The 19865-nt window shown below is 44.6% G+C and carries 14 protein-coding genes; 6 read left to right on the top strand and 8 right to left on the bottom strand.

The features are described 5' to 3' along the window. Positions 1-67 precede the first annotated feature (67 nt). From ACESQI_RS02845 to ACESQI_RS02830, 4 genes are all read right to left on the bottom strand, one after another. Positions 68-1309: an ABC transporter permease gene (locus ACESQI_RS02845; protein ID WP_002561388.1), complete on the bottom strand. Its 1242-nt coding sequence runs from the start codon at positions 1307-1309 to the stop codon at positions 68-70. A 12-nt stretch (positions 1310-1321) separates the two neighbouring features. After that, positions 1322-2614 carry an ABC transporter permease gene (locus tag ACESQI_RS02840; protein WP_002561387.1) on the bottom strand — a complete coding sequence of 431 codons (1293 nt, stop codon included), beginning with the start codon at positions 2612-2614 and terminating at the stop codon, positions 1322-1324. Between the two features lie 158 nt (positions 2615-2772). Then, entirely contained in the window at positions 2773-3381 is a 609-nt protein-coding gene (locus ACESQI_RS02835; protein ID WP_025867204.1) for a GIN domain-containing protein, read from the bottom strand. Between the two features lie 77 nt (positions 3382-3458). Beyond that, the gene (locus ACESQI_RS02830) at positions 3459-4124 is read right to left on the bottom strand and encodes an ABC transporter ATP-binding protein (protein WP_002561385.1); all 666 of its coding nucleotides are present in this window, start codon (positions 4122-4124) and stop codon (positions 3459-3461) included. Positions 4125-4624: 500 nt separating this feature from the next. On the opposite strand from ACESQI_RS02830, the gene ACESQI_RS02825 reads away from it, so the two are divergent. Then, positions 4625-6439: a T9SS type A sorting domain-containing protein gene (locus tag ACESQI_RS02825; protein ID WP_195660799.1), complete on the top strand. Its 1815-nt coding sequence runs from the start codon at positions 4625-4627 to the stop codon at positions 6437-6439. Between the two features lie 104 nt (positions 6440-6543). Then, on the top strand, positions 6544-8280 hold the full coding sequence (locus tag ACESQI_RS02820; RefSeq protein ID WP_195660844.1) for a T9SS type A sorting domain-containing protein: 1737 nt from the start codon (positions 6544-6546) through the stop codon (positions 8278-8280). A 651-nt stretch (positions 8281-8931) separates the two neighbouring features. Here ACESQI_RS02820 and ACESQI_RS02815 read toward each other — a convergent pair. The 4 genes from ACESQI_RS02815 to ACESQI_RS02800 form a co-directional block, all read right to left on the bottom strand. Further along, the gene (locus tag ACESQI_RS02815; protein ID WP_373125406.1) at positions 8932-10419 is read right to left on the bottom strand and encodes a RagB/SusD family nutrient uptake outer membrane protein; all 1488 of its coding nucleotides are present in this window, start codon (positions 10417-10419) and stop codon (positions 8932-8934) included. Between the two features lie 32 nt (positions 10420-10451). Beyond that, the gene (locus ACESQI_RS02810) at positions 10452-13511 is read right to left on the bottom strand and encodes a SusC/RagA family TonB-linked outer membrane protein (RefSeq protein WP_373125405.1); all 3060 of its coding nucleotides are present in this window, start codon (positions 13509-13511) and stop codon (positions 10452-10454) included. A 270-nt stretch (positions 13512-13781) separates the two neighbouring features. Beyond that, positions 13782-15029, bottom strand: a complete 1248-nt coding sequence (locus tag ACESQI_RS02805) for an efflux RND transporter periplasmic adaptor subunit (RefSeq protein WP_002561380.1) — start codon at positions 15027-15029, stop codon at positions 13782-13784. Positions 15030-15187: 158 nt separating this feature from the next. Next, a complete protein-coding gene (locus ACESQI_RS02800) occupies positions 15188-16048 on the bottom strand; it encodes a glucosaminidase domain-containing protein (protein ID WP_002561379.1) in 861 nt (286 codons plus the stop codon). A gap of 335 nt (positions 16049-16383) precedes the next feature. Between ACESQI_RS02800 and cdd the strand changes: the two genes are divergently transcribed. The 4 genes from cdd to ACESQI_RS02780 all read left to right on the top strand — a co-directional run bounded on the left by cdd (position 16384) and on the right by ACESQI_RS02780 (position 19823). After that, positions 16384-16866 carry a cytidine deaminase gene (cdd, locus tag ACESQI_RS02795; protein ID WP_320969933.1) on the top strand — a complete coding sequence of 161 codons (483 nt, stop codon included), beginning with the start codon at positions 16384-16386 and terminating at the stop codon, positions 16864-16866. Next, positions 16866-17705 carry an AraC family transcriptional regulator gene (locus ACESQI_RS02790; protein WP_122200705.1) on the top strand — a complete coding sequence of 280 codons (840 nt, stop codon included), beginning with the start codon at positions 16866-16868 and terminating at the stop codon, positions 17703-17705. Before cdd ends, ACESQI_RS02790 begins: the two co-directional genes overlap by 1 nt. Positions 17706-17793: 88 nt before the next feature. Then, positions 17794-18381: a DUF417 family protein gene (locus tag ACESQI_RS02785; protein ID WP_007486566.1), complete on the top strand. Its 588-nt coding sequence runs from the start codon at positions 17794-17796 to the stop codon at positions 18379-18381. Between the two features lie 65 nt (positions 18382-18446). Beyond that, a complete protein-coding gene (locus ACESQI_RS02780; protein ID WP_007486565.1) occupies positions 18447-19823 on the top strand; it encodes an FAD-dependent oxidoreductase in 1377 nt (458 codons plus the stop codon). Positions 19824-19865: the final 42 nt, after the last annotated feature.

Below are 19865 nucleotides of genomic sequence, written 5' to 3'. Positions count from 1 at the left end.
CAGACGATTAAACAATTTATTCAGTAACTTTAATCGTAAATTGTCAATCGTCCAATCGTAAATCCCTTTATTCTTCCCTCAGTGCCTCTGCCGGCTGTATCTTCATCGCTTTACGCGCCGGAATACCAATACCGGTCACAATCATTAAGGTAATGAGAACAAATGTAAGAACTGTGGTAATTATGAAACGTCCGGTTTCAAGGGTAGTACCATTCATCCATGAGTTCAGTTCGGCATGCGCCAAATTCCAGTCGATAACAATGGCAGGTACAGTAGCTATCACAAGCAGCAGCAATCCTTCTGTCAGCAGACGATTAAAGATGGTACGGTTTGTTCCTCCCAATGCCTTGTGCAAAGCAATCTCACTCCGGCGTTGTTGCGTACGGAACCAGAAGGTACCCAACAATCCCAGAAAGATATTCAGTAGCAGAAAAACCATACCAGAAACATAATTACGCAACTCACTCATAGAGCTCTGTTCAAAATTGCGGCGAATGTCTGCAAAAGAACGAATATCGGCTATGAAAACATTTCCCACACGCAACTGCTTCTCACTGTCAGCTTTAAGACGATTGATAAAGTCTACATCCTGATTTTCCTTTACACGTATACATACTTCTAAATGAGTATCATACCAACTCCTCGATAACTGATAAAGCATACAGTAGGAGAATAAAGCCTGATCGTGATCCGAGTAGCGTATCGGTTTCAAAGAAGCAGCCAGATTGTAAGTTTTCGTAGTATCACCCCACAAATAAAACTGTTTACCTACCAATGAGGTTAATTTAATATTATATTTTCTCTCATATAGATTATCAGATGCCAGAAAGTTCTCTTTAGTCAGCATTTCTGCCAATTGCTCCGGTGTTTCTCCGCGTGTCCCCTCATAGCGGAATACCCGTAGGAAATCCGGAGTTACCAGACGGCGCACTACGTATCCGTAGGATTGAAGTGTATCATACCTTACATAAATGCCGCTATTGCTTCCATTATAAGGATAAGAATTCTGGGACAAACTTACAGCTTCTACCTCCGGACGACGGGCGATACGATTCACCAACTCTTCTATTTCATCGGCAATCAATGTATCATTCGGAATAAAGTCAGGACTTTTATCTGTAAGTCCGCCCATGCTTACGAGATAACAATGAGAGATGTCGAACCCATGTGGCTCGTTGTACACACGATACTGAACATAGATATAATCCACAACATACCACATCACCACACTTACCAATAGTAACTCTGTAGCTATCCAAAGATTGGAATGCCACTCATTTTTTATCTGTGTAAATAGTTTTTTATTCATCGTTCATTCGGTTTAATGATTTCTACCTCCCAAAGCATTTACAATACTGGTACGTGACGCTTTCCATGCCGGCAGGCCGGTACTCAGGAAGTTAAGTATAAAACAGAAAAGCAAAGCATACATAAATGTAGAAGGTTGTAGCAGGATAGAGGCATTTACTTCGGGTGGATTGAGCGTAGTACTATAAGCTTGGGCAAATAGTAAACTGTTTCCCAGATAGGCAAACAATACACTGAAAAGTAAACCTACCAAACCGGCAAACAGAGTTACTATCAGGTTCTCCATTACAATCTGCCCCATCATCTCCGTACGTGTACTTCCAAAAGCACGACGTACACCTATTTCAGAAACACGCTGACGCAAACGGCTTTGAGTCATACTACTTAGGTTAATGGCAGGCACCAACAGCAGGATAACGAAAATAATAATTCGCTGTCGGCGGGCAGCCTTTACATCAGGCTCCCAGTTGGCAGCAAAAGCTATAGCCTGCTTCTCCTGATCGTACGGACGATTGCGATAAATTAACTCATAACCACTTTCGGCCAACAAATGATTATACTGCTGCTGCATTTTCTTAACCTCTTCACGAATGCGCTCAAAGTCATCCCGGCTTTGTGCCAGAATCGTTACACTCATCATTCCCATATGACTATCACTCCATGTATCTTTGGCCAAATCTGTCGAAGTATAAGGGATCCACACTTGTCCGTATGAAGAACTTGCCAAAGTAGAAACATCTTTCACTATCCCCACTACTTTATAGGGAGCATGATTTAAAAGAAATTCATATCCAACGGACTCAGTTGTCCCAAACAGAGCACGGGAAACACTCTCTGTCAACACAGCCACAGGCCGGCCGGAATCAAAAGTAGCCTGGTCATAAGGCTTACCGGCAACAAATGCAAAATCGAACACCTGCCAGAAAGTATTGTCAGTCTGTCGTAAGTCAATACTAACGGCAGGACTACCCGGCACAGAAGCGGGAGTAGTTATTGCCGCACAACAATAAACAGTAACTGCCTCAGGAGTGGTAAGTGACTTAAAACAAGCTTTTGCAGTTTGTTCGCTCATAGGCCCGTTGCTGGTACCGTCTCCCCACTCCTTGTTACTGATACTCATAAAGGCAAAGTGCAGGAAACGATCCCTGTTGCTTTCCGGAGAAAAAGGGGCTACCTTCACCTGCTGAATCATCACCACCAGCATTATGAGGAAAATAGCAAGCGCCGTACCCAGTACACTGACCAGACTTATAATAGGTTGCTGGCGCAATTGTGCCAACGCTTGTTTGAAATATAGTTTAATCATCTTGAAGATATTTACGATTAGACAAATTAAAAGATTTACGATTGGACGATTGACGATTTACGATTGAAATTACTTTTATTAATCAGACAGTCGACCATTTACTTAGTAACTCTTCAATCGTAAATCGTCAATCGTCCAATCGTAAATCTCCTTATCTCTTATTCTCCTGTTTCCAGATTCCGGGTATTTACCCCACCAATACCGTCTTTCGTAATTTTAGTAGTTTTGGCATATCCGGACAAAATCATATGCCCTACACCATCAGCATTGGCTATGAGGTTAACACAGTTTACATGCACATTCACCTTTCCTACTCCTTCAAGACGGGTACGAAGGGTTTTGCATTCCAGATCAGCTATATTTATAGAACCAACACCAGTCATATTCAACTCCAGATTCTTCAGTTTTAGTTTCTTCTCGCAGCGGAAAGATCCAACACCCTCAACGTCAACGCGAGACAAGTCCGGAGCAGAGATATAATATTTTAGCTTCTTTGAATCATTGTTTTTTTGCTTATAACTGAGGACGAGCTTACCATCCTTTACTGTAACAGTAACTTTCTTCACATACTCCTCCGGGCCTTCAACACGTAGAGAGTAATCATCTGACTGGGTAAAAAAGATATCGCCCACTGCCTGCAGGCGGATGGAAGAGAAGTCGGTAACCGCTTCATTGCGGATCACTTTTTTATTAGACTGTGCCCGTAAAGGAGAAAAAAGAATCCCCAGCATGAGTGCGATAGTAAATATGGATAGACTTGTTTTCATTGTCGTATATGATTTCTTTAAGTTATAAAAAGTGAGAATGCAGAATATTTAGTTAAGTCTCAATATCATTATAATGTCTATTGCACTTGTCTGCCATCAAAGAAGCGAACCGTACGGGAAGTCTGTTTAGCTTGTTCTTCATTATGAGTAACCATCACGATGGTGCGTCCATCTTCTTTGTTGAGACGATGAAGAAGCTCCATGACTTCAGCTCCCATCTTTGAGTCCAGGTTACCGGTAGGCTCATCCGCAAGGATAATCTCAGGATTGCCGATTATAGCACGGGCTACAGCTACCCGCTGACACTGACCACCGGAAAGTTGCGTAGGAAAATGGTTCATACGATGACTCAGCCCCACTTTCTCGAGCACTTCCTTTGCCAAACGTTTACGCTCGCTACTGTTGACGCGGCGATAAAGCAACGGAAGCTCCACATTATCCAGTACATTCAACGAGTTTATCAAATGGAAAGACTGAAAAACAAACCCAAGGGTCTTGTTACGAAATGCCGCCAGTTCTTTATCCTTCATCCCTTCTGTATGAGTACCGTTAATTTCAATCGTACCGGTAGAAGGCGTATCAAGTAACCCCATAATGTTCAGTAGTGTAGATTTTCCACATCCGGAAGGTCCCATAATGCTAAGAAACTCACCACGGGCCACGGTCAGATTCACGTTTTCAAGGGCTACCGTTTCAATCTCATTCGTACGATAGATTTTGGAAAGAGAAGTCAATGTTATCATAACTTAAGTATTTAATGGTATTAATTATTTCGCATTTTATCAGTGGAATATAGTCAAATCGTATGCCAAAGAAGTAAATCACTTATTTCCTGATAATTAAATAAAAATTCAATTGTCCGAAAATGAACACTTTGCCCAAAGACGAACTATCAGGAGATACAAAAGCGAACATAAACAGACCGATTGTTTCATGGTACTTGTTGTAGCAGACTGTATTTTCAAGATTTCCATCTTTCGAAACACAGAGAATGTAACCAACGTTTTCGGATTCCGATAAATATGCAAACAAAGGGATGTGGAATAATTGATCATGAATGGAAAATATTGGTCATTCTCTACTTACAACAGATATTACACACGCGTTCATTATAAAGCACGTAATATTGCAAAGAAATTCGGATAAGCAATAATTGAAACGCATATTAGCGCAAACATCCACTGATTAGAGGAATGTGCGCTATCATTGAAAGCCAATATTAAATCATTAATCCAAATATAGAATGAAGAACATTATTCTCAGGAAAACCCTCCGGCAGCATGCCCTACTCGGATGTCTTATGCTACTTCCTCTTTCGTCTGTATGCTTACAGGCAAGTGCACAACAAATTGCTTTTCCGGGTGCCGAAGGCTGGGGGCGCTTCGCAACCGGCGGACGGGCTACAGATCCTGCCATAGGCAGCAAGGTGTATTATGTGACAAGCTTAGAGGACTATCTATCAACCGAAGAGCCCATCGAAGGAACCCTCCGCTGGGCACTGAGTACAGGAGACGATACCCCGCGAACCATTCTTTTCAAAGTAGGTGGCACAATCATCCTGAAAGAGCGGTTGAAATGCCCCAAACCCAATGTAACCATTGCGGGGCAATCTGCTCCGGGTGGTGGTATCTGTATCTCGGGAGCCAATATCTACATTCACAGCAAAAACTTTATTGTACGCTACATACGCTTCCGTGCCGGTGATTTGTCGGGTAAAAACTACTCCTCATTAGGAATTGAGAATACGGAGAACGTTATCATCGACCACTGTTCCTTTAGCTGGTCAATGGAAGAAAACGTGACGATGTACGATAACAAGTACACCACCATGCAATGGTGTATCCTGAGCGAACCGCTCTATGTATCCAAACATGATAAGGGCGCACGCGGTTACGGTGCACAATGGGGGGGCGAACACTCTACGTTTCATCACAACCTGTTTGCACACTGTGTAGGCCGTACTCCGCTGGTGAATGGTGCCCGTGACAAAGCTGCCAGCGGACACGATGCTTTTGTAGATACGGAGATTATCAACAACGTACACTTCAACTGGGGAAACAAAGGCGCTTTATACGGTGGGCAACTGCATTCAATTATCGAAGGAGCTTATTCACGCACCAATCTCATCAACAATTACTATAAGCCGGGGCCTGCCACCAATACATTCCAGGAACGCTGGTTTGCCGATTGCTCTCACGACGCCTCCAGCGCTACCGGGTTAGGAGAATGGTTTATTGACGGAAACTTATTTGAGACCAATGAATACAAAAACGATAAGAACAAAGGAGATCACTCGCAGGTGAACGCCGACAACTGGATCTATGCAGACGGAAGCAACTCAAAGAAAGCAGTCAATCTGCGTGCGGGTACAAACCTTATCAACGATATAAAGCTGACTACCCCCTCGGCAAGCAGCGACCTCCATATAGAAACGGCAGAAGAAGCCTACTATAAAGTCATCAGGCAAGCCGGAGCACAACTGCCGAAACTCGACGCAGTAGACACACGTATTCTGGCCGAAGCAGCAGGAGAATCGGTACCCGTAGACAGAGGTGCTATCAAATGGAACAAGACAGAACCGGCATCTCCCACCGTAAAATTTGTTGGTATGATCAACTCTCAGGACGATCTGAAACCTGCCGATGCTGATGAAAACTGGACTCCCTGGCCTGATCTTACTCCAAAGAACGGTGAATCTGCCCCTATAGATACAGATGGCGACGGTATCCCCGACAGTTGGGAAGATGCCAACGGGCTGGATAAGAACAATCCCGCAGACGGAGGCGCAATCAGTGCGAATGGCTACTCCAATCTGGAAAACTACCTGAACAACCTGGCAGGAGGTGGCGGTACTTCTATCGAACGTCCTTACGCAACCAACAGTGAAGTGACTGCACTGTATATCACCAGCCTAACGGGTGCACAGGTATACTCTTCACATCCACAGGCCAAGAAAAATGAAATCAATCTGCCAGCATTACAACCAGGTGTATACATTATCACTTATATCCTGGCCGACGGAAACAAAGAAAACGAGAAAATCATAGTTACAAACTAACGCCTAAAAGCCTGTTTCAACTTTATCATAGACTAAAGTTGAAACAGACTCTTACTTACTCAATAGATATTAAAATGAAAACATGTAAAGTAATCTATCTTCTGATGCTGCTAATATGCCTGCCAGTCTCTACCCGGCTGGTTGCACAACAGCTTCCTGCTTTTCCCGGTGCCGAAGGACATGGCCGCTACACAACAGGCGGACGGGGAGGAAACGTCTATCACGTAACAACTCTTGAGGACAGTGAGGCAAAAGGTACCTTGCGCTATGCTGTAAAGCAGAAAGGAGCACGTACCATTGTCTTCGATGTAGCTGGAACCATCTACCTGAAGAGTGATCTGAAAATCTCTAATGACAATATTACCATTGCCGGACAGAGTGCCCCGGGACAAGGAATCTGCCTGGCGGATTATCCGGTTATCATCTCGGCCAATGACGTCATTCTCCGTTACCTGCGCTTCCGGGTAGGAACAGCAAGCATAGCTACAGGTGGAGAACCGGATGGCCTGGGAGGTATGGATAAAAAGAATATCATTGTAGACCACTGTTCGGTCAGCTGGTCTATTGACGAATGCCTGTCCGTATATGGTTCTGAAAACACAACGGTACAATGGTGTCTTATCTCCGAAAGCCTGCGCACTTCCGGACACAGCAAAGGGAAACACGGGTATGGCGGTAACTGGGGAGGTGCCCATGCATCTTATCATCATAACCTGATGGCTCACCACGAAAGCCGTGTACCCCGCCTTGGCCCGCGTCCGGGAACACAGGAACGGGAGTATATGGACCTGCGCAACAATGTATTCTACAACTGGGCAGGCAATGGATGTTATGGTGGTGAAGGTATGAAAGTAAACATCGTAAACAACTACTACAAACCAGGTCCCGCAACCCCTCAGAGTGCAGTACGTTACCGTATCGCCAAGATCGGCGTAAGAACTACGGCATATTGTACCAATGCCGACGGCACTCCTAATGTATGGAAGCCAATGGAACATGTATGGGGACAGTTCTACGTAGACGGCAATGTGATAGAGGGCAATGCAGCCGTCACTGCCGACAACTGGACAAAAGGTATCTATGAACAGATCAATAATAAAGAGTGCGACAACACCTTCAATGATCAGGTAAAAGCCGAAATGAAACTGGATGCTCCGCTTGAAACCGATGTCATCACTACCCATACCGCCGAACAGGCATTCAAACAAGTGTTGCTCTATGCCGGTTGCTCCAAAGAAAGAGATATTATAGATGAGCGCATCGTGAAAGAGACAGAAACCGGAACGGCGACTTACAAAGGTAGCGTATCTAATGACGCCGCCAAAAAGCCCGGCCTTATCGATCTGCCCACCGACGTAATGCCCGCCGGAGCTTCCAGTCCCTGGCCGGATTTAAGTAAGGGAGGAGTTACTGCCGACCAACTGAAAGATACGGATGGTGACGGTATCCCCGATGTATGGGAGATAGCCAATGGTCTCAACCCGAACAATGCCACCGACGGAAAAGCAACGACTTTGAGTCAGGAAGGATACACCAATCTGGAGGTATACCTCAACAGCCTTGTAGCCGATATCACAGAGAAGCAAAACGCTGATGGAAGTGGAACCGGTATCGGAAAGGAGTCCGAAGATACAATTACAGTATATGCATCGGGCAATACTGTAATTGTGAACGGGCTTTCAGGAAAGAGCAGTATAGAAGTGTATACGTATAACGGTGTAAAGATCCGTCAAATAGCGGTAAATACTGCGGATACGTCATTCAGTCTGCCTTCGGGAAATTACATTGTCCGGGTAGCAACTGCTCATACTACAAGCGTAAAGAAGATTCTGACAGATTGACAAATTGTATTTTCTATACCCTTTTTATGGCGCAATAGCGGAACCAACCCCGGTTGATAGAATTTAAGGCATCACAAACGCATCAGTCAAATGCAAAGAGTTTGCATTTGACTGTTTTTTGTATCAGCGCCAAACACTATTTTTCTCTGTAATGACCCTTATGATCAAAAGCAGATAAAGAACAGTTCATTATGCTATTTTCTCCACGGTCATTTCCAGTTGCCTAATAAGTCAAATAAGCACATCAAAGGAGCATCCGAAGCCCTCCCCGGAGCCGGACAAATCACTCCCCGGAGCCGAACATGTTGCTCCCCGGAGCCGGGCACACTGCTCCCCGGTGCCGGACAGGTCATCTCTCATCAATAAAAACAAACTTTTCCGGTAAGAATATACGTATATTCTACCAGAAAAGCCCATTTATCTGCATATTCATGCAGTGTTTTCATGTAAAGTATTCTCAGATGGAGGGCTTCAACAAAAAGTTTAGTTAGCCGATTTCAGATATTCCTATCTTTTTGCTTCCAAAAAGTCTCCATCTCTATCTTACTCTTTTTACTTCCACCAGATAATCTTCTCCCCTACCACTTTATAGCCTTACAACTCTATAACCATCTAACTCCATAACCATCTTCCCCCCTGTACGGAAAACACTTAACGTGGATTCTGTACCATATTCGGATTGGCATCTATCTCTGCTTGCGGAATAGGCAATGCTACCCGCAGATCAGACGGAGTAATAACCGCAGCCCCGGATACGGAAGGTAAATGCCAGCCACCGGTACGACTCACCGGCAAACCATTTCGCATGGCATCAAAGAAAGCATGCCCCTCTCCTACCAATTCCTTGCGACGCTCCTTCAGGATACGTTCCAGGCTCAATTCTGATTCTCCCACCGACTTCACGGGATTGGCACGGCTCACAATGGCATTGAGGCAATCTAGAGAGAATTTCAGGTTTTCTGCCCCACCCAGCTTAAAGGCAGCTTCGGCAGCATTCAGATACACTTCGGAGAGACGGATAATGCAGATGTCATTGTCCTGCGGATTATCCCCCGTCTTGCCGGGATACTTATTCAGATACTTAGGATAGCCGACAGAACCTTCGGGCAGTATATCTTCCGCCGGATTTTCGGGCAAACGGTTCAACACGTGGCGCACATCATCCGGGTCTTCTCCCAACAGATCGAGGAAGGCTTTGGTGAGTACAAGATTATTCCAATCCTTCACATTATCGGCATACACCATCGGAGCACCCTCACCTCCCGTTCCGCCATCCGGTTCGGAAAGGGTATAGTAAAACTCAAACAGCGACTCAGAACTGAAGTCTTTTCCCCATACGGTGGGGTATTCTTCGTGTGTGAACAGTTTATAAAGCCCTCCGTTATCCATCACTTCTTTGGCCAGTGCGAGTGCTTGCTCATTATTATTCATATAAAGATACACGCGCGAAAGCAATGCTTTGACACTCCATACATTGAGATAACCATCCTTCTTGTCAGTAGAGAGGGCCGAAAGATCCAGCGCCCCCGTCATATCGTCTATCACCTGCTGATAGCACTCGGCTACGGTGTTGCGGGCAGGCTGATGAGTAGGCAGTGTCGTTTTAATCTCGATAGGTACTCCCAGAGAAGCACCGTTGTCCAATGTATAGGGCATAGCAAACAGGCGGGTAAGATCGAACAAAGCCAGTCCGCGCAAGGCAAGCGCCTCGGCTTTGATACAGTTGAGGGCAGTGACATCATCCGTCGCCACTACACCGGATTCGATTCTTTCCAACAGACTATTTGCCTGGTGAATCACACTGTAAGGCTGATTCCATACCCGCGTGATGTTCAAGGCATCATCTGCCGTAACGTTAAATTCATAGTAAGGCGATACACGCTTTCCGGCTCCTTTGCTGATACGTGCCTGAACATCTTCGCCACGACAATCGGCATAATAGAGGTAATTATCGCCATAGTAACTGTGCGAAGCAGCAATACGATAGATACCGTTCAGGGCTATTTGCGCCTCTTCGAGTGTACGGATAGCCACCGGAGTAGTCACAGAAGTAGACGGATTCAGGTTCAGCCAGTCGCCGGAACAGGAAGAACAAAGAAGCGATGTGGCAGCAAATATATATATCAATGTACGTTTCATATATCTGAGTATTATAATATAAATGAGTAAAATCAGAAAGTTATCTCAACCCCAAAGTTAAAGGTACGCATGGCGGGAGCTTCGCAGAACACCTCACCGTTGACCGGCACTTCCGGGTCATATTGTTTCCATTTGGCCCACGTCAGCAGGTTACTGCCCGAGAAGTAGATACGGGCATTCTCTATCAGCGCTTTCTGCGTCCACTGTCCCGGTAGTGTGAAACCGACTGTCAGGTTCTTGAGGCGGATATGATCAGTGCTATGAATATAGCGGGAAGAGTTTTGCGGACCGGCATCTTGTTCCAATACAAAACGGGGTACATCGGTTACATCTCCCGGTTTCTGCCAGCGATCCAAGGCATATACAGGCAGATTGTATGACTTTTCTTTGCTACCGTCAGTCTCTATCATCGTACCTGCTTTGTCAAAGGAATAACCACCTAATGAATAGGTAAAGGTAAGCCCCAGGTCGAACCATTTGTAAGAGATGATGTTAGTAAAACCTCCCGAAATCTTCGGATCGGCAGATTTATACGGAATGGCTTGTGCCTTAGAAGCATCGTCGGTCTTTTCTTTACTGTAAATCCCCTGTTCATCCTGCGTATTGAGATAGTAAAGGGCTTTTCCGGTCATCGGATCTACTCCGGCAAACTCTTTCACGTAGAAACTATTGTAAGGAAGACCAATCTTATGGATAAACCAGGAACCTTCGATAGACTGCGTCATATCTCCGTCCAGCGTCACAATCTTATTACGGTTGTGCGTCAGGTTCAACACCGACGTCCAGTTAAAGTCCGGACTGGCAAAGTTGATGGTACGCAGTTCAAATTCCACTCCCTTGTTGTTGAGCCGGCCGATATTCGCCAGGTAATTCAGGAAACCGGTGGTAGCACTGATAGGTCGATTGTAAAGCAGATCTTTGGTATCGCGGTTGTAATATTCGAGGCTCACAAAGATACGGTTGATAAAAGCCAAGTCGAGACCGATATTGAGATTGTAATTCTTTTCCCACTTCAAACCGGGATTGGCCTGGGCAGATTCATACGAACCTGCGGCTCCCATATAGTTCTGTCCGTAACTGTACAACCCCATATATCCGTAAAAAGCTCCCGGCTGATTACCGTTGACACCATAGGAAGCACGGATTTTCACATCATTCAATACCGGCTTCACAGCGTCCATAAAAGACTCGTTGCTCAGATGCCACATACCGGAAACAGACCAGAAATCACCCCACCGGCTTTCGGGAGCAAGACGGGAACTACCGTCACGACGGTAACTGCCCGCAATGTAGTAACGGTCGTCATAATCATAATTCAGACGGGAGAGGTAAGAAATCATCCTGTATGCCTGCGTAGAAGAAGCAAAACTTTTCAGCACAGCCGCATTATCCGGTTCGAGCAACACATCCGAAGGGAGCTTGGCTTTCTCTCCCATCGCTTTATCGCTCTGGTAGCTTTCCAGTTCATAAGCTGCCAATACATCAAGATGGTGCTTGGCGGCAAATGTACGGGCATAGTTGAGTGAAGTAGATGACAGTAGCTTACCATATTCGGTAAATCCCTTTGAAGTCTGGGCATCGTTTCCACTCTTGGGGCCTGCCCCGCTAAGAGGATTCAGATAACGTGAATCTTTCTGCACGGTATAATCATAACTCAGCGTCTCTTTCAGCTTCAATCCCTTGATAATATCCACGGAAGCATATCCGGTAGAGAACATACGCGTCATACGGCTACGGTTATAATCGGTACGGATGTCGCGAAGCGGGTTCACATTAGTACCGGCATAAGAGCCCACATAATTGCCCGAAGCATCGCGTACCGGCATAGAAGGTGTGGCAGACACAGCCACACAAAAAAATGGGTTAATGTTAGAACCACGTTCTTCATTCATCTCCTGACTCATCTGGGTGAACATCATATTCCCCCCTATTTCGGCACGGCTACCTATTTTCTGTGTCATGTTCAGACGGGCAGAATAGCGGTCCAGGCTGGAGTTCTCTACCAATCCTTCCTGACGGTTGAAACCGAGGGAAGCGTAGAAAGTAGTACGCTCGTTACCTCCCGAAGCAGATACTTCATAATTCTGATTATGAGCGGTACGCATCAGTTCTTTCCGCCAGTCGGTATATCCCAGTTCCGGTATCCCTGCATACGAATCAATATTGGCGTTGGCATACTCCCCGGGAGATTCCAGCCCTTCGTCTACAGCAGAGTTGTACAGACCTTCGTAAATCATTTCGCGGCGCTGATCCCCGTTCAATGTAGGACGGAAGTTGACAGCTGCATTCGAAAAACCTCCGCTGGCACTCAAAGTAACTTTAGTACGTCCTACTGCTCCTTTCTTGGTAGTAATCAGGATCACTCCATTGGCAGCACGCGAACCATAAAGAGAAGCGGCGGCAGCATCTTTTATCACTGTGATATTCTCAATATCAGCAGGATTAAGCGTACTCATCACATTGGTTTTGGCATTGTTCATATAGGCAGCGTCGGCACCTGTACCGGCTCCCATACTACCGGAAGTAACCGGTACGCCATCAATGACAAAAAGAGGTTCATTGGATGCATTGAACGAACCCATACCACGGATACGGATACTCTGGTTGGCTCCCGGCTGGCCGGAAGCGGAAGTGATGTTCACCCCCGTTGTCATACCCTGCAACTTCTGTTCAACAGAGAGTACCGGCACGTTTTTCAGCATATCGGCCCGAAGCGTGTTGGCCGATCCGGTAAAGGATGACTTTGAAAAGTTCCCGTATCCGGTCACCACTACCTCATCCAAGCTCAATGATTCGGGGCGCAACATCACATTTAAAACACCGTTCTTCGGCACTTTCACCTCAACCGTTTTCATCCCGACATAGGAAACAACCAGAAATTTATCCGATGCCTCCACGTGCAAGGAATAACGGCCATCCATATCTGTCACCACTCCCCGGCCTGGTGCTCCTTTTACAGAAACGGTAGCTCCGATAAGTGGCTGTTTGTCGTCCGATGATGTCACTACACCTTTTATTTCCAATTGTTGTGCCTGAATATGTATACCACACAGGCAACCCAGTACAAACAATACTACTTTAAAGTTTCTCATTGGTTAATTATTTTAAATCTACAAATACCTATTTGTACTTGTATACCCCAATAATCGTACCTTAAAAGCGTTGAAGAAACAAATTAATTCTAAACAGCAGTAAATAAAAACATTAATTATTCAAGGAAAGCTAAGAAATGAAAAAAGGGCTGTAGAATTGGTCCACATATTTGTGGAATAATTCTACAGCCCGTTCTGTAAAAGGCTAATAATTCAATACTATCTAAAAATAGCGAACATCGCCTGCCGTACTTCCCCGTGCGGGAAGCACTATTTTAGTTTTAGTTTTGTTTTGTTCTTATATTGGCTCATATCGCTCACCACTACCCTGTCACCCGGTTGCAAACCACTTACCACTTCTGCATATTCAAAATTGGAATCGCCCAACTGTACTTTCCGTTTCACAATCTCATCCTCTGCAGTCATTACAAATAATTCATACTCGCCACGACCCACATAATAAGAAGCATTGGCAATCCGCATCACATCTTCTTTCACAGCGTTCATCACATACACATCTGTTTTCAGACCTGAACGCAAACGACGGTTGTTATCATCCACCAATTGTACGGAGAAAGAGATAACCCCGTTCTTTGACAGCGGTGTCACACTGCTAACCACTCCTTCCAGCTTTTCCGTACCAATCTTCACAATTGCTTTTCCGCCGGCAGCCACACGGTCACCGTAAGTATCGGCAATTTCACCTTCCACTTTGAAGTGACTCAAATCGGAAATAATGGCCAATTGCCCGCCTTGCGGTACCTGCGCACCCACCTGATTATTAATATAAGTAAGAATAGCCTTGCGCGGAGAACGAATCTGTGCATCGTCCAATGTACGCTTCATCTCGGCAAGGTTCTTACGGAAAATGTTGAAATCAAGCTCCTGTACCTGTAGTTCGGCAGCAGCAACCTGTTTCTCATTATTATACTGTTGTTTGAGTTGTTCATACTCTAACTGGGCAACATTATAGCTCAGTTCCGCCTGGCGTACTTTATCGGTAGTACCTGCACCAAGGCTATCCAGGTAATGTTCGTTGCGAAGTTCCACCTTCATACGGTTCAGCTTCATAGCCGACACCTTTATCTGCATGGCCATGTCAGAAAGTTTGGTCTGGTTGTTCACACGAAGCTGATCCAGTTTGTAACGGCGCATTTGTTCTTCGTCGAGCAATTTCTTGTATTCCGTCTCAGTACTTTGAAGGTCCAGTTTCAAAATAGGAGTACCGACATCCACACTGTCTCCCCCCCGGCGATAAACCTCTACAATGCGACTATTGATAGGAGAAGTTATAATTTCTTCAAAAGCCGGTGCCACCTTTCCCGATGCACTGACGCTGACCTCAATTGTACCTTTGTCAACAGTAGAAAGTACAAGATCCTTTTTCTGAACCCCTGTACGCATCAGGGAAACAAGTACACTGATAACCACAACGGCCGTAACCCCAATGGCTGAATAGCGAATAATCTTTTTATTACGTTCTTTGTTACGTACTTCTTTCGGAATTTCTCTGTCCATCTTATTTCTATTTACGATTTAGCGATTTACGATTGGAGATACTAAATCTGTGCCAAAGTACTAAAGTACTGAAAACAAGGAACAAGACAAAAAAGAAGGGTGTCCGAAAACGAACACCCTGTACGAATTTAGCAAATGAAATGTTACAAACACTCAGGTTATCTCAACCGTAAACGATCTCCCACTTCCGGGATATAATCACCGTCTTTACGGTTCATCTTATAAAGATTCTTCAGTCGGATACCGTATTTCTGAGAAATGGTATGCATAGAATCACCATCTTTCACAATATACACGTTATATTGTTTGGGAGCTTTCTTCTTCTTTGCTTTCAGATAGATGATGTCACCCTGCGTCAGAGTATAGTCGCGTTGCAGGTCATTATACTTCACCAACTTCTTCCAACTGATATCGAACTCATCACCCAGCTCTTTGAAAGTATCTCCGTTACGGGCAACCACATAAGCAATGTCATTGGCTATATACACCGGATGCGGGTTCAACAACCACGGATGTTTACGCAACTTACGTTCCGAATAAATACCTTTGGAATCGTACTTATACAAATCATAATCCTCTATAATAGTAATCAAACGGTTGGCATAGGAAGGATCTGTGGCATACCCTGCCTTTTTCAAACCGCGTGCCCATCCTTTATAATCGGTAATATTGAGCTTGAACAGAAAAGCATAGCGTGCCCCACGAGTCAGAAACGTAGAATGATCCTCATAAGAGTCTCTTGGATTTTTATAAGCCCGGAAACACTCCTGGCGGGCATCATCATCATGCCGCACCGTACGCCCCTTCCAGCTTCCCCCGCACTTGATACCAAAATGATTGTTACTCTTACGTGCCAGTTCACTCATTCCGGCACCACTTTCAAGCAATCCTTGTGCCAGCGTAATACTGGCGGGAATCTTATGCTCTTTCATCTGCTCTATGGCAAGATCTTTATACTTATCAATATAATCTACATAACGGGAATTTTTACGCTGAGCCTGTGTACCCACAGAAAGCATAAGTGCAAGGGTTATTACGACAAGTCTAAGTGTTTCCCGCACAGGGAGGTGCACCAAGAGATGATTAATTGAAACGCAGATGAACGCAGATTTTCGCAAAGAAAAACAAGGATAAGATAAAGAACAACAGTATTTTAATCTGCGTTTATCTGCGTTTATCCGCGTTTCATCTGATAAAGAAAGCTCTGTGAGACTCAGTGGTACTCTGTGGTGAGTTTGATTCATTATTGTCCAAATGTGAGTTAAATGCCACAAAAATCATAAAAATAATTGGGATTATCAATCTCTTTCCTAACTTTGTAACATTAATTGTAGAACAAAAACCCTTGATAAAGATGAAAGACCTGACGATTACCAGCATTATCAAAGTATACACATTTGATGAACTTAATAAAACGGAACAGGATCTGATGACAAGTGCAATGGAGGCAACTACACGTAGTTACGCTCCCTATTCGAAATTCTCAGTAGGAGCTGCCGCCTTGCTTGCCAACGGAATTGTGGTAACCGGAACCAATCAGGAAAATGCCGCTTATCCGTCTGGTTTATGTGCAGAACGCACTACCTTGTTCTATGCCAACTCTCAGTATCCCGATCAACCGGTGCTGACCCTTGCCATCGCTGCCCGTACGGAAAAGGACTTCATCGACCTCCCTATCCCCCCTTGCGGTGCTTGCCGCCAGGTAATACTCGAAACGGAGAAACGCTACAAACAGCCCATCCGCATTCTGCTCTACGGAAAGAAAGAAATTTATGAGGTGAAAAGTATTTGCGATCTGTTACCGCTCTCATTTGACGCCTCAGCCATGAAAGAATAATGATACAACAATATAATACCAAACTAAAAGGAAAGCTCGTCCTTACCGATTCTTACCATACAGACAAAGCCTTGCAAAAGGAAAAGAGCCTTTATAAATTTATCTGGGTACGAAATGGCAGTATTACGCTGGAAATAGATCATCAGGAGGTAATACTTGTGCCGAATGAAATTATCTCTCTGTCCAACCTGCAACATCTGGAATTCAAATCCATTGACGGAGACTACCTGACACTACTGTTCAATAGTAATTTCTATTGTATTTATGGCAACGACCACGAAGTATCGTGCAGCGGTTTCCTCTTCAACGGTTCATCACATGTGATCCGGTTCGTATTGGATGATGCCGAACAGAAACTGCTGAACGACATTGCCGATACACTCAGCAAAGAATTCTCCGTATCGGACAATTTACAGGAAGAGATGCTCCGCATTCAGCTCAAACGCTTCATAATCCAGTCTACCCGTATCGCACGCCGGCGCCTGAACATCACACAGGAAAAGGAATACAGTTTTGAAATTATTCGTCAGTTCTTTATTCTGGTAGATACACATTACCGGGAGAAAAAACAAGTACAGGACTATGCCGATATGCTGCATAAATCTCCTAAAACATTATCAAATATTTTTTCAGCCTGCAAACTCCCTTCCCCATTGCGCGTCATTCATGAGCGTGTGGAAGCCGAAGCCAAGCGATTATTGCTATACAGCAATAAAAGTTCTAAAGAAATAGCCGACCTGTTGGGATTTGAAGACCAGTCCTCTTTCAGCCGTTTCTTCAAGAACATGACCGGACAAAGTACTGTACAATTCCGAAATTCATCCGAAGGGAAAAATTGACAAGCGATAAAGCTAAATTGCTATTTCCGGCAAATGGGAAAACCCCGACCTTTGCGTCTATAAGTTAAACCCATAAAAAGTTATAGCAATGAAAGAAAAATTAATCACTCTTCTGACCTTCACCTCCGGTCTTAAAAGTTTCGGTATCAAATTTATCCGTGTAGCCATTCTGGTTGTATTCGTCTGGATTGGCGGATTGAAATATTTTCACTACGAGGCAGACGGCATCGTACCTTTCGTGGCAAACAGTCCGTTTATGAGTTTCTTCTACGCTAAGGGAGCTCCGGAATACAAGGAACATAAAAATGCCGAAGGTGCATATGTCCCAGAAAATCGCGAATGGCACGAAGCCAATAATACATACACATTCTCTTACGGACTGGGTGCGCTCATTATGAGTATCGGTATCCTGGTTTTTCTCGGTATCTTCTTTCCTAAAGTTGGTATTATAGGAGATGCACTCGCCATTATCATGACACTCGGCACATTATCTTTTCTTGTCACTACCCCCGAAGTATGGGTACCCAACTTGGGAAGTGGCGAATATGGGTTCCCCTTGCTCTCGGGTGCCGGAAGACTGGTTATTAAAGACATCGTAATCCTGGCAGGCGCAGTAGTATTACTTTCCGACTCCTCGCAACGGGTATTGAAATCTTTGACAGCTACTACCCGGTAACTGAAACAAATCTCCCGCTTCGGATGTTATAAACCTACAGAATAACCCTTTAAAAGAATATAGATATGAAACAATATGATGCTATTATCATAGGTTTCGGCAAAGGTGGAAAAACATTGGCTGCCGAATTATCCAATCGTGGCTGGAAAGTCGCCCTCATCGAACGGTCTGATAAAATGTATGGAGGTACATGTATCAACATAGCCTGTATCCCTACCAAAGCATTGGTACATGAGGCCGGGATATCCGGACTGATGTACAAGGAAGACTATAAGCAACAAAGTGACTTTTATAAACAGGCTATTGCCCGTAAAAATGAACTGACCTCTTTTCTCCGAGAAAAGAACTTCAGCGATCTGGATGGTCGGCCCAATGTTACGATCTATACGGGAATGGCTTCATTCACTTCACCCAACACGGTGAAAGTTGTTCTTCCCGACGAAGAGATAGAACTTCAGGGTAAAGAAATTTTTATTAACACCGGAGCTACAAGTATTATCCCTGCCATCGATGGAGTTAAAGAAAGTAAGCACGTGTACACCAGTACCAATCTGCTGGATCTGGACATACTCCCACGCCACCTTATTATTGTAGGCGGCGGATACATCGGACTGGAATTTGCTTCCATGTATGCAGAATTCGGAAGTAAGGTAACCATACTTGAAGGAGGAAGTGCGTTCATTCCGCGTGAAGACCGTGATATAGCAGACAGTGTACGTAAGGTACTTGAAAAGAAGGGAATAGAAATTCGTCTGAATGCCCGTGCACAGTCCATACATGATACAGCAGATGGGGTGACTCTGACATATACAAACACCGCTGATGACATCCCTTGCTTTGTTGAAGGCGATGCTATCCTACTGGCTACAGGCCGAAAACCAATGATAGAGGGCCTGAACTTACAAGCAGCAGGCATAAAAGTAGATGCACACGGTGCTATTATTACGGATGTACACCTGCACACCACTACTCCACACATCTGGGCAATGGGCGATGTAAAGGGAGGACCGCAGTTTACTTATGTATCTCTGGATGATTTCAGAATTATCCGCAATAAACTGTTTGGTGATAAAGAGCGCACCACCGAAGACCGTGATCCGATAGCTTACTCCGTATTTATTGACCCGCCACTTGCCCATGTCGGTTTGACGGAAGATGAAGCAATCAAGAGAGGATATTCTTTCAAAGTATCCCGTTTACCGGCCACAGCTGTAGCACGTGCCCGTACTTTGCAACAAACAGACGGCATGCTGAAGGCTATCATTGATACACATACCGGAAGAATCATGGGATGTACCCTGTTCTGTGCCGAAGCATCAGAAATTATAAACATTGTCAATATAGCAATGAAAACCGGACAGCATTACAGCTTCTTACGGGACTTTATTTTCACACACCCAAGTATGAGTGAAGTATTAAACCAGTTATTCACATTTGATTGAAATAGATAGTTCTGATTTTTATCTATATTTTTCTTACTTTTG

The organism is Bacteroides sp. HPS0048 (genome assembly GCF_964240755.1).
In the GTDB taxonomy this organism is placed as follows: domain Bacteria; phylum Bacteroidota; class Bacteroidia; order Bacteroidales; family Bacteroidaceae; genus Bacteroides; species Bacteroides nordii.
Note: the sequence above shows the minus strand (reverse complement) of the source record. Positions and strands in the feature narration are given on the sequence as shown.

Excerpts from the sequence above, each read along its gene's own strand:
- ACESQI_RS02845 (WP_002561388.1), bottom strand. The coding sequence starts at position 1,309 with ATGAATAAAAAACTATTTACACAGATAAAAAATGAGTGGCATTCCAAT.
- ACESQI_RS02840 (WP_002561387.1), bottom strand. The coding sequence starts at position 2,614 with ATGATTAAACTATATTTCAAACAAGCGTTGGCACAATTGCGCCAGCAA.
- ACESQI_RS02835 (WP_025867204.1), bottom strand. The coding sequence starts at position 3,381 with ATGAAAACAAGTCTATCCATATTTACTATCGCACTCATGCTGGGGATT.
- ACESQI_RS02830 (WP_002561385.1), bottom strand. The coding sequence starts at position 4,124 with ATGATAACATTGACTTCTCTTTCCAAAATCTATCGTACGAATGAGATT.
- ACESQI_RS02825 (WP_195660799.1), top strand. The coding sequence starts at position 4,625 with ATGAAGAACATTATTCTCAGGAAAACCCTCCGGCAGCATGCCCTACTC.
- ACESQI_RS02820 (WP_195660844.1), top strand. The coding sequence starts at position 6,544 with ATGCTGCTAATATGCCTGCCAGTCTCTACCCGGCTGGTTGCACAACAG.
- ACESQI_RS02815 (WP_373125406.1), bottom strand. The coding sequence starts at position 10,419 with ATGAAACGTACATTGATATATATATTTGCTGCCACATCGCTTCTTTGT.
- ACESQI_RS02810 (WP_373125405.1), bottom strand. The coding sequence starts at position 13,511 with ATGAGAAACTTTAAAGTAGTATTGTTTGTACTGGGTTGCCTGTGTGGT.
- ACESQI_RS02805 (WP_002561380.1), bottom strand. The coding sequence starts at position 15,029 with ATGGACAGAGAAATTCCGAAAGAAGTACGTAACAAAGAACGTAATAAA.
- ACESQI_RS02800 (WP_002561379.1), bottom strand. The coding sequence starts at position 16,048 with ATGCTTTCTGTGGGTACACAGGCTCAGCGTAAAAATTCCCGTTATGTA.
- cdd (WP_320969933.1), top strand. The coding sequence starts at position 16,384 with ATGAAAGACCTGACGATTACCAGCATTATCAAAGTATACACATTTGAT.
- ACESQI_RS02790 (WP_122200705.1), top strand. The coding sequence starts at position 16,866 with ATGATACAACAATATAATACCAAACTAAAAGGAAAGCTCGTCCTTACC.
- ACESQI_RS02785 (WP_007486566.1), top strand. The coding sequence starts at position 17,794 with ATGAAAGAAAAATTAATCACTCTTCTGACCTTCACCTCCGGTCTTAAA.
- ACESQI_RS02780 (WP_007486565.1), top strand. The coding sequence starts at position 18,447 with ATGAAACAATATGATGCTATTATCATAGGTTTCGGCAAAGGTGGAAAA.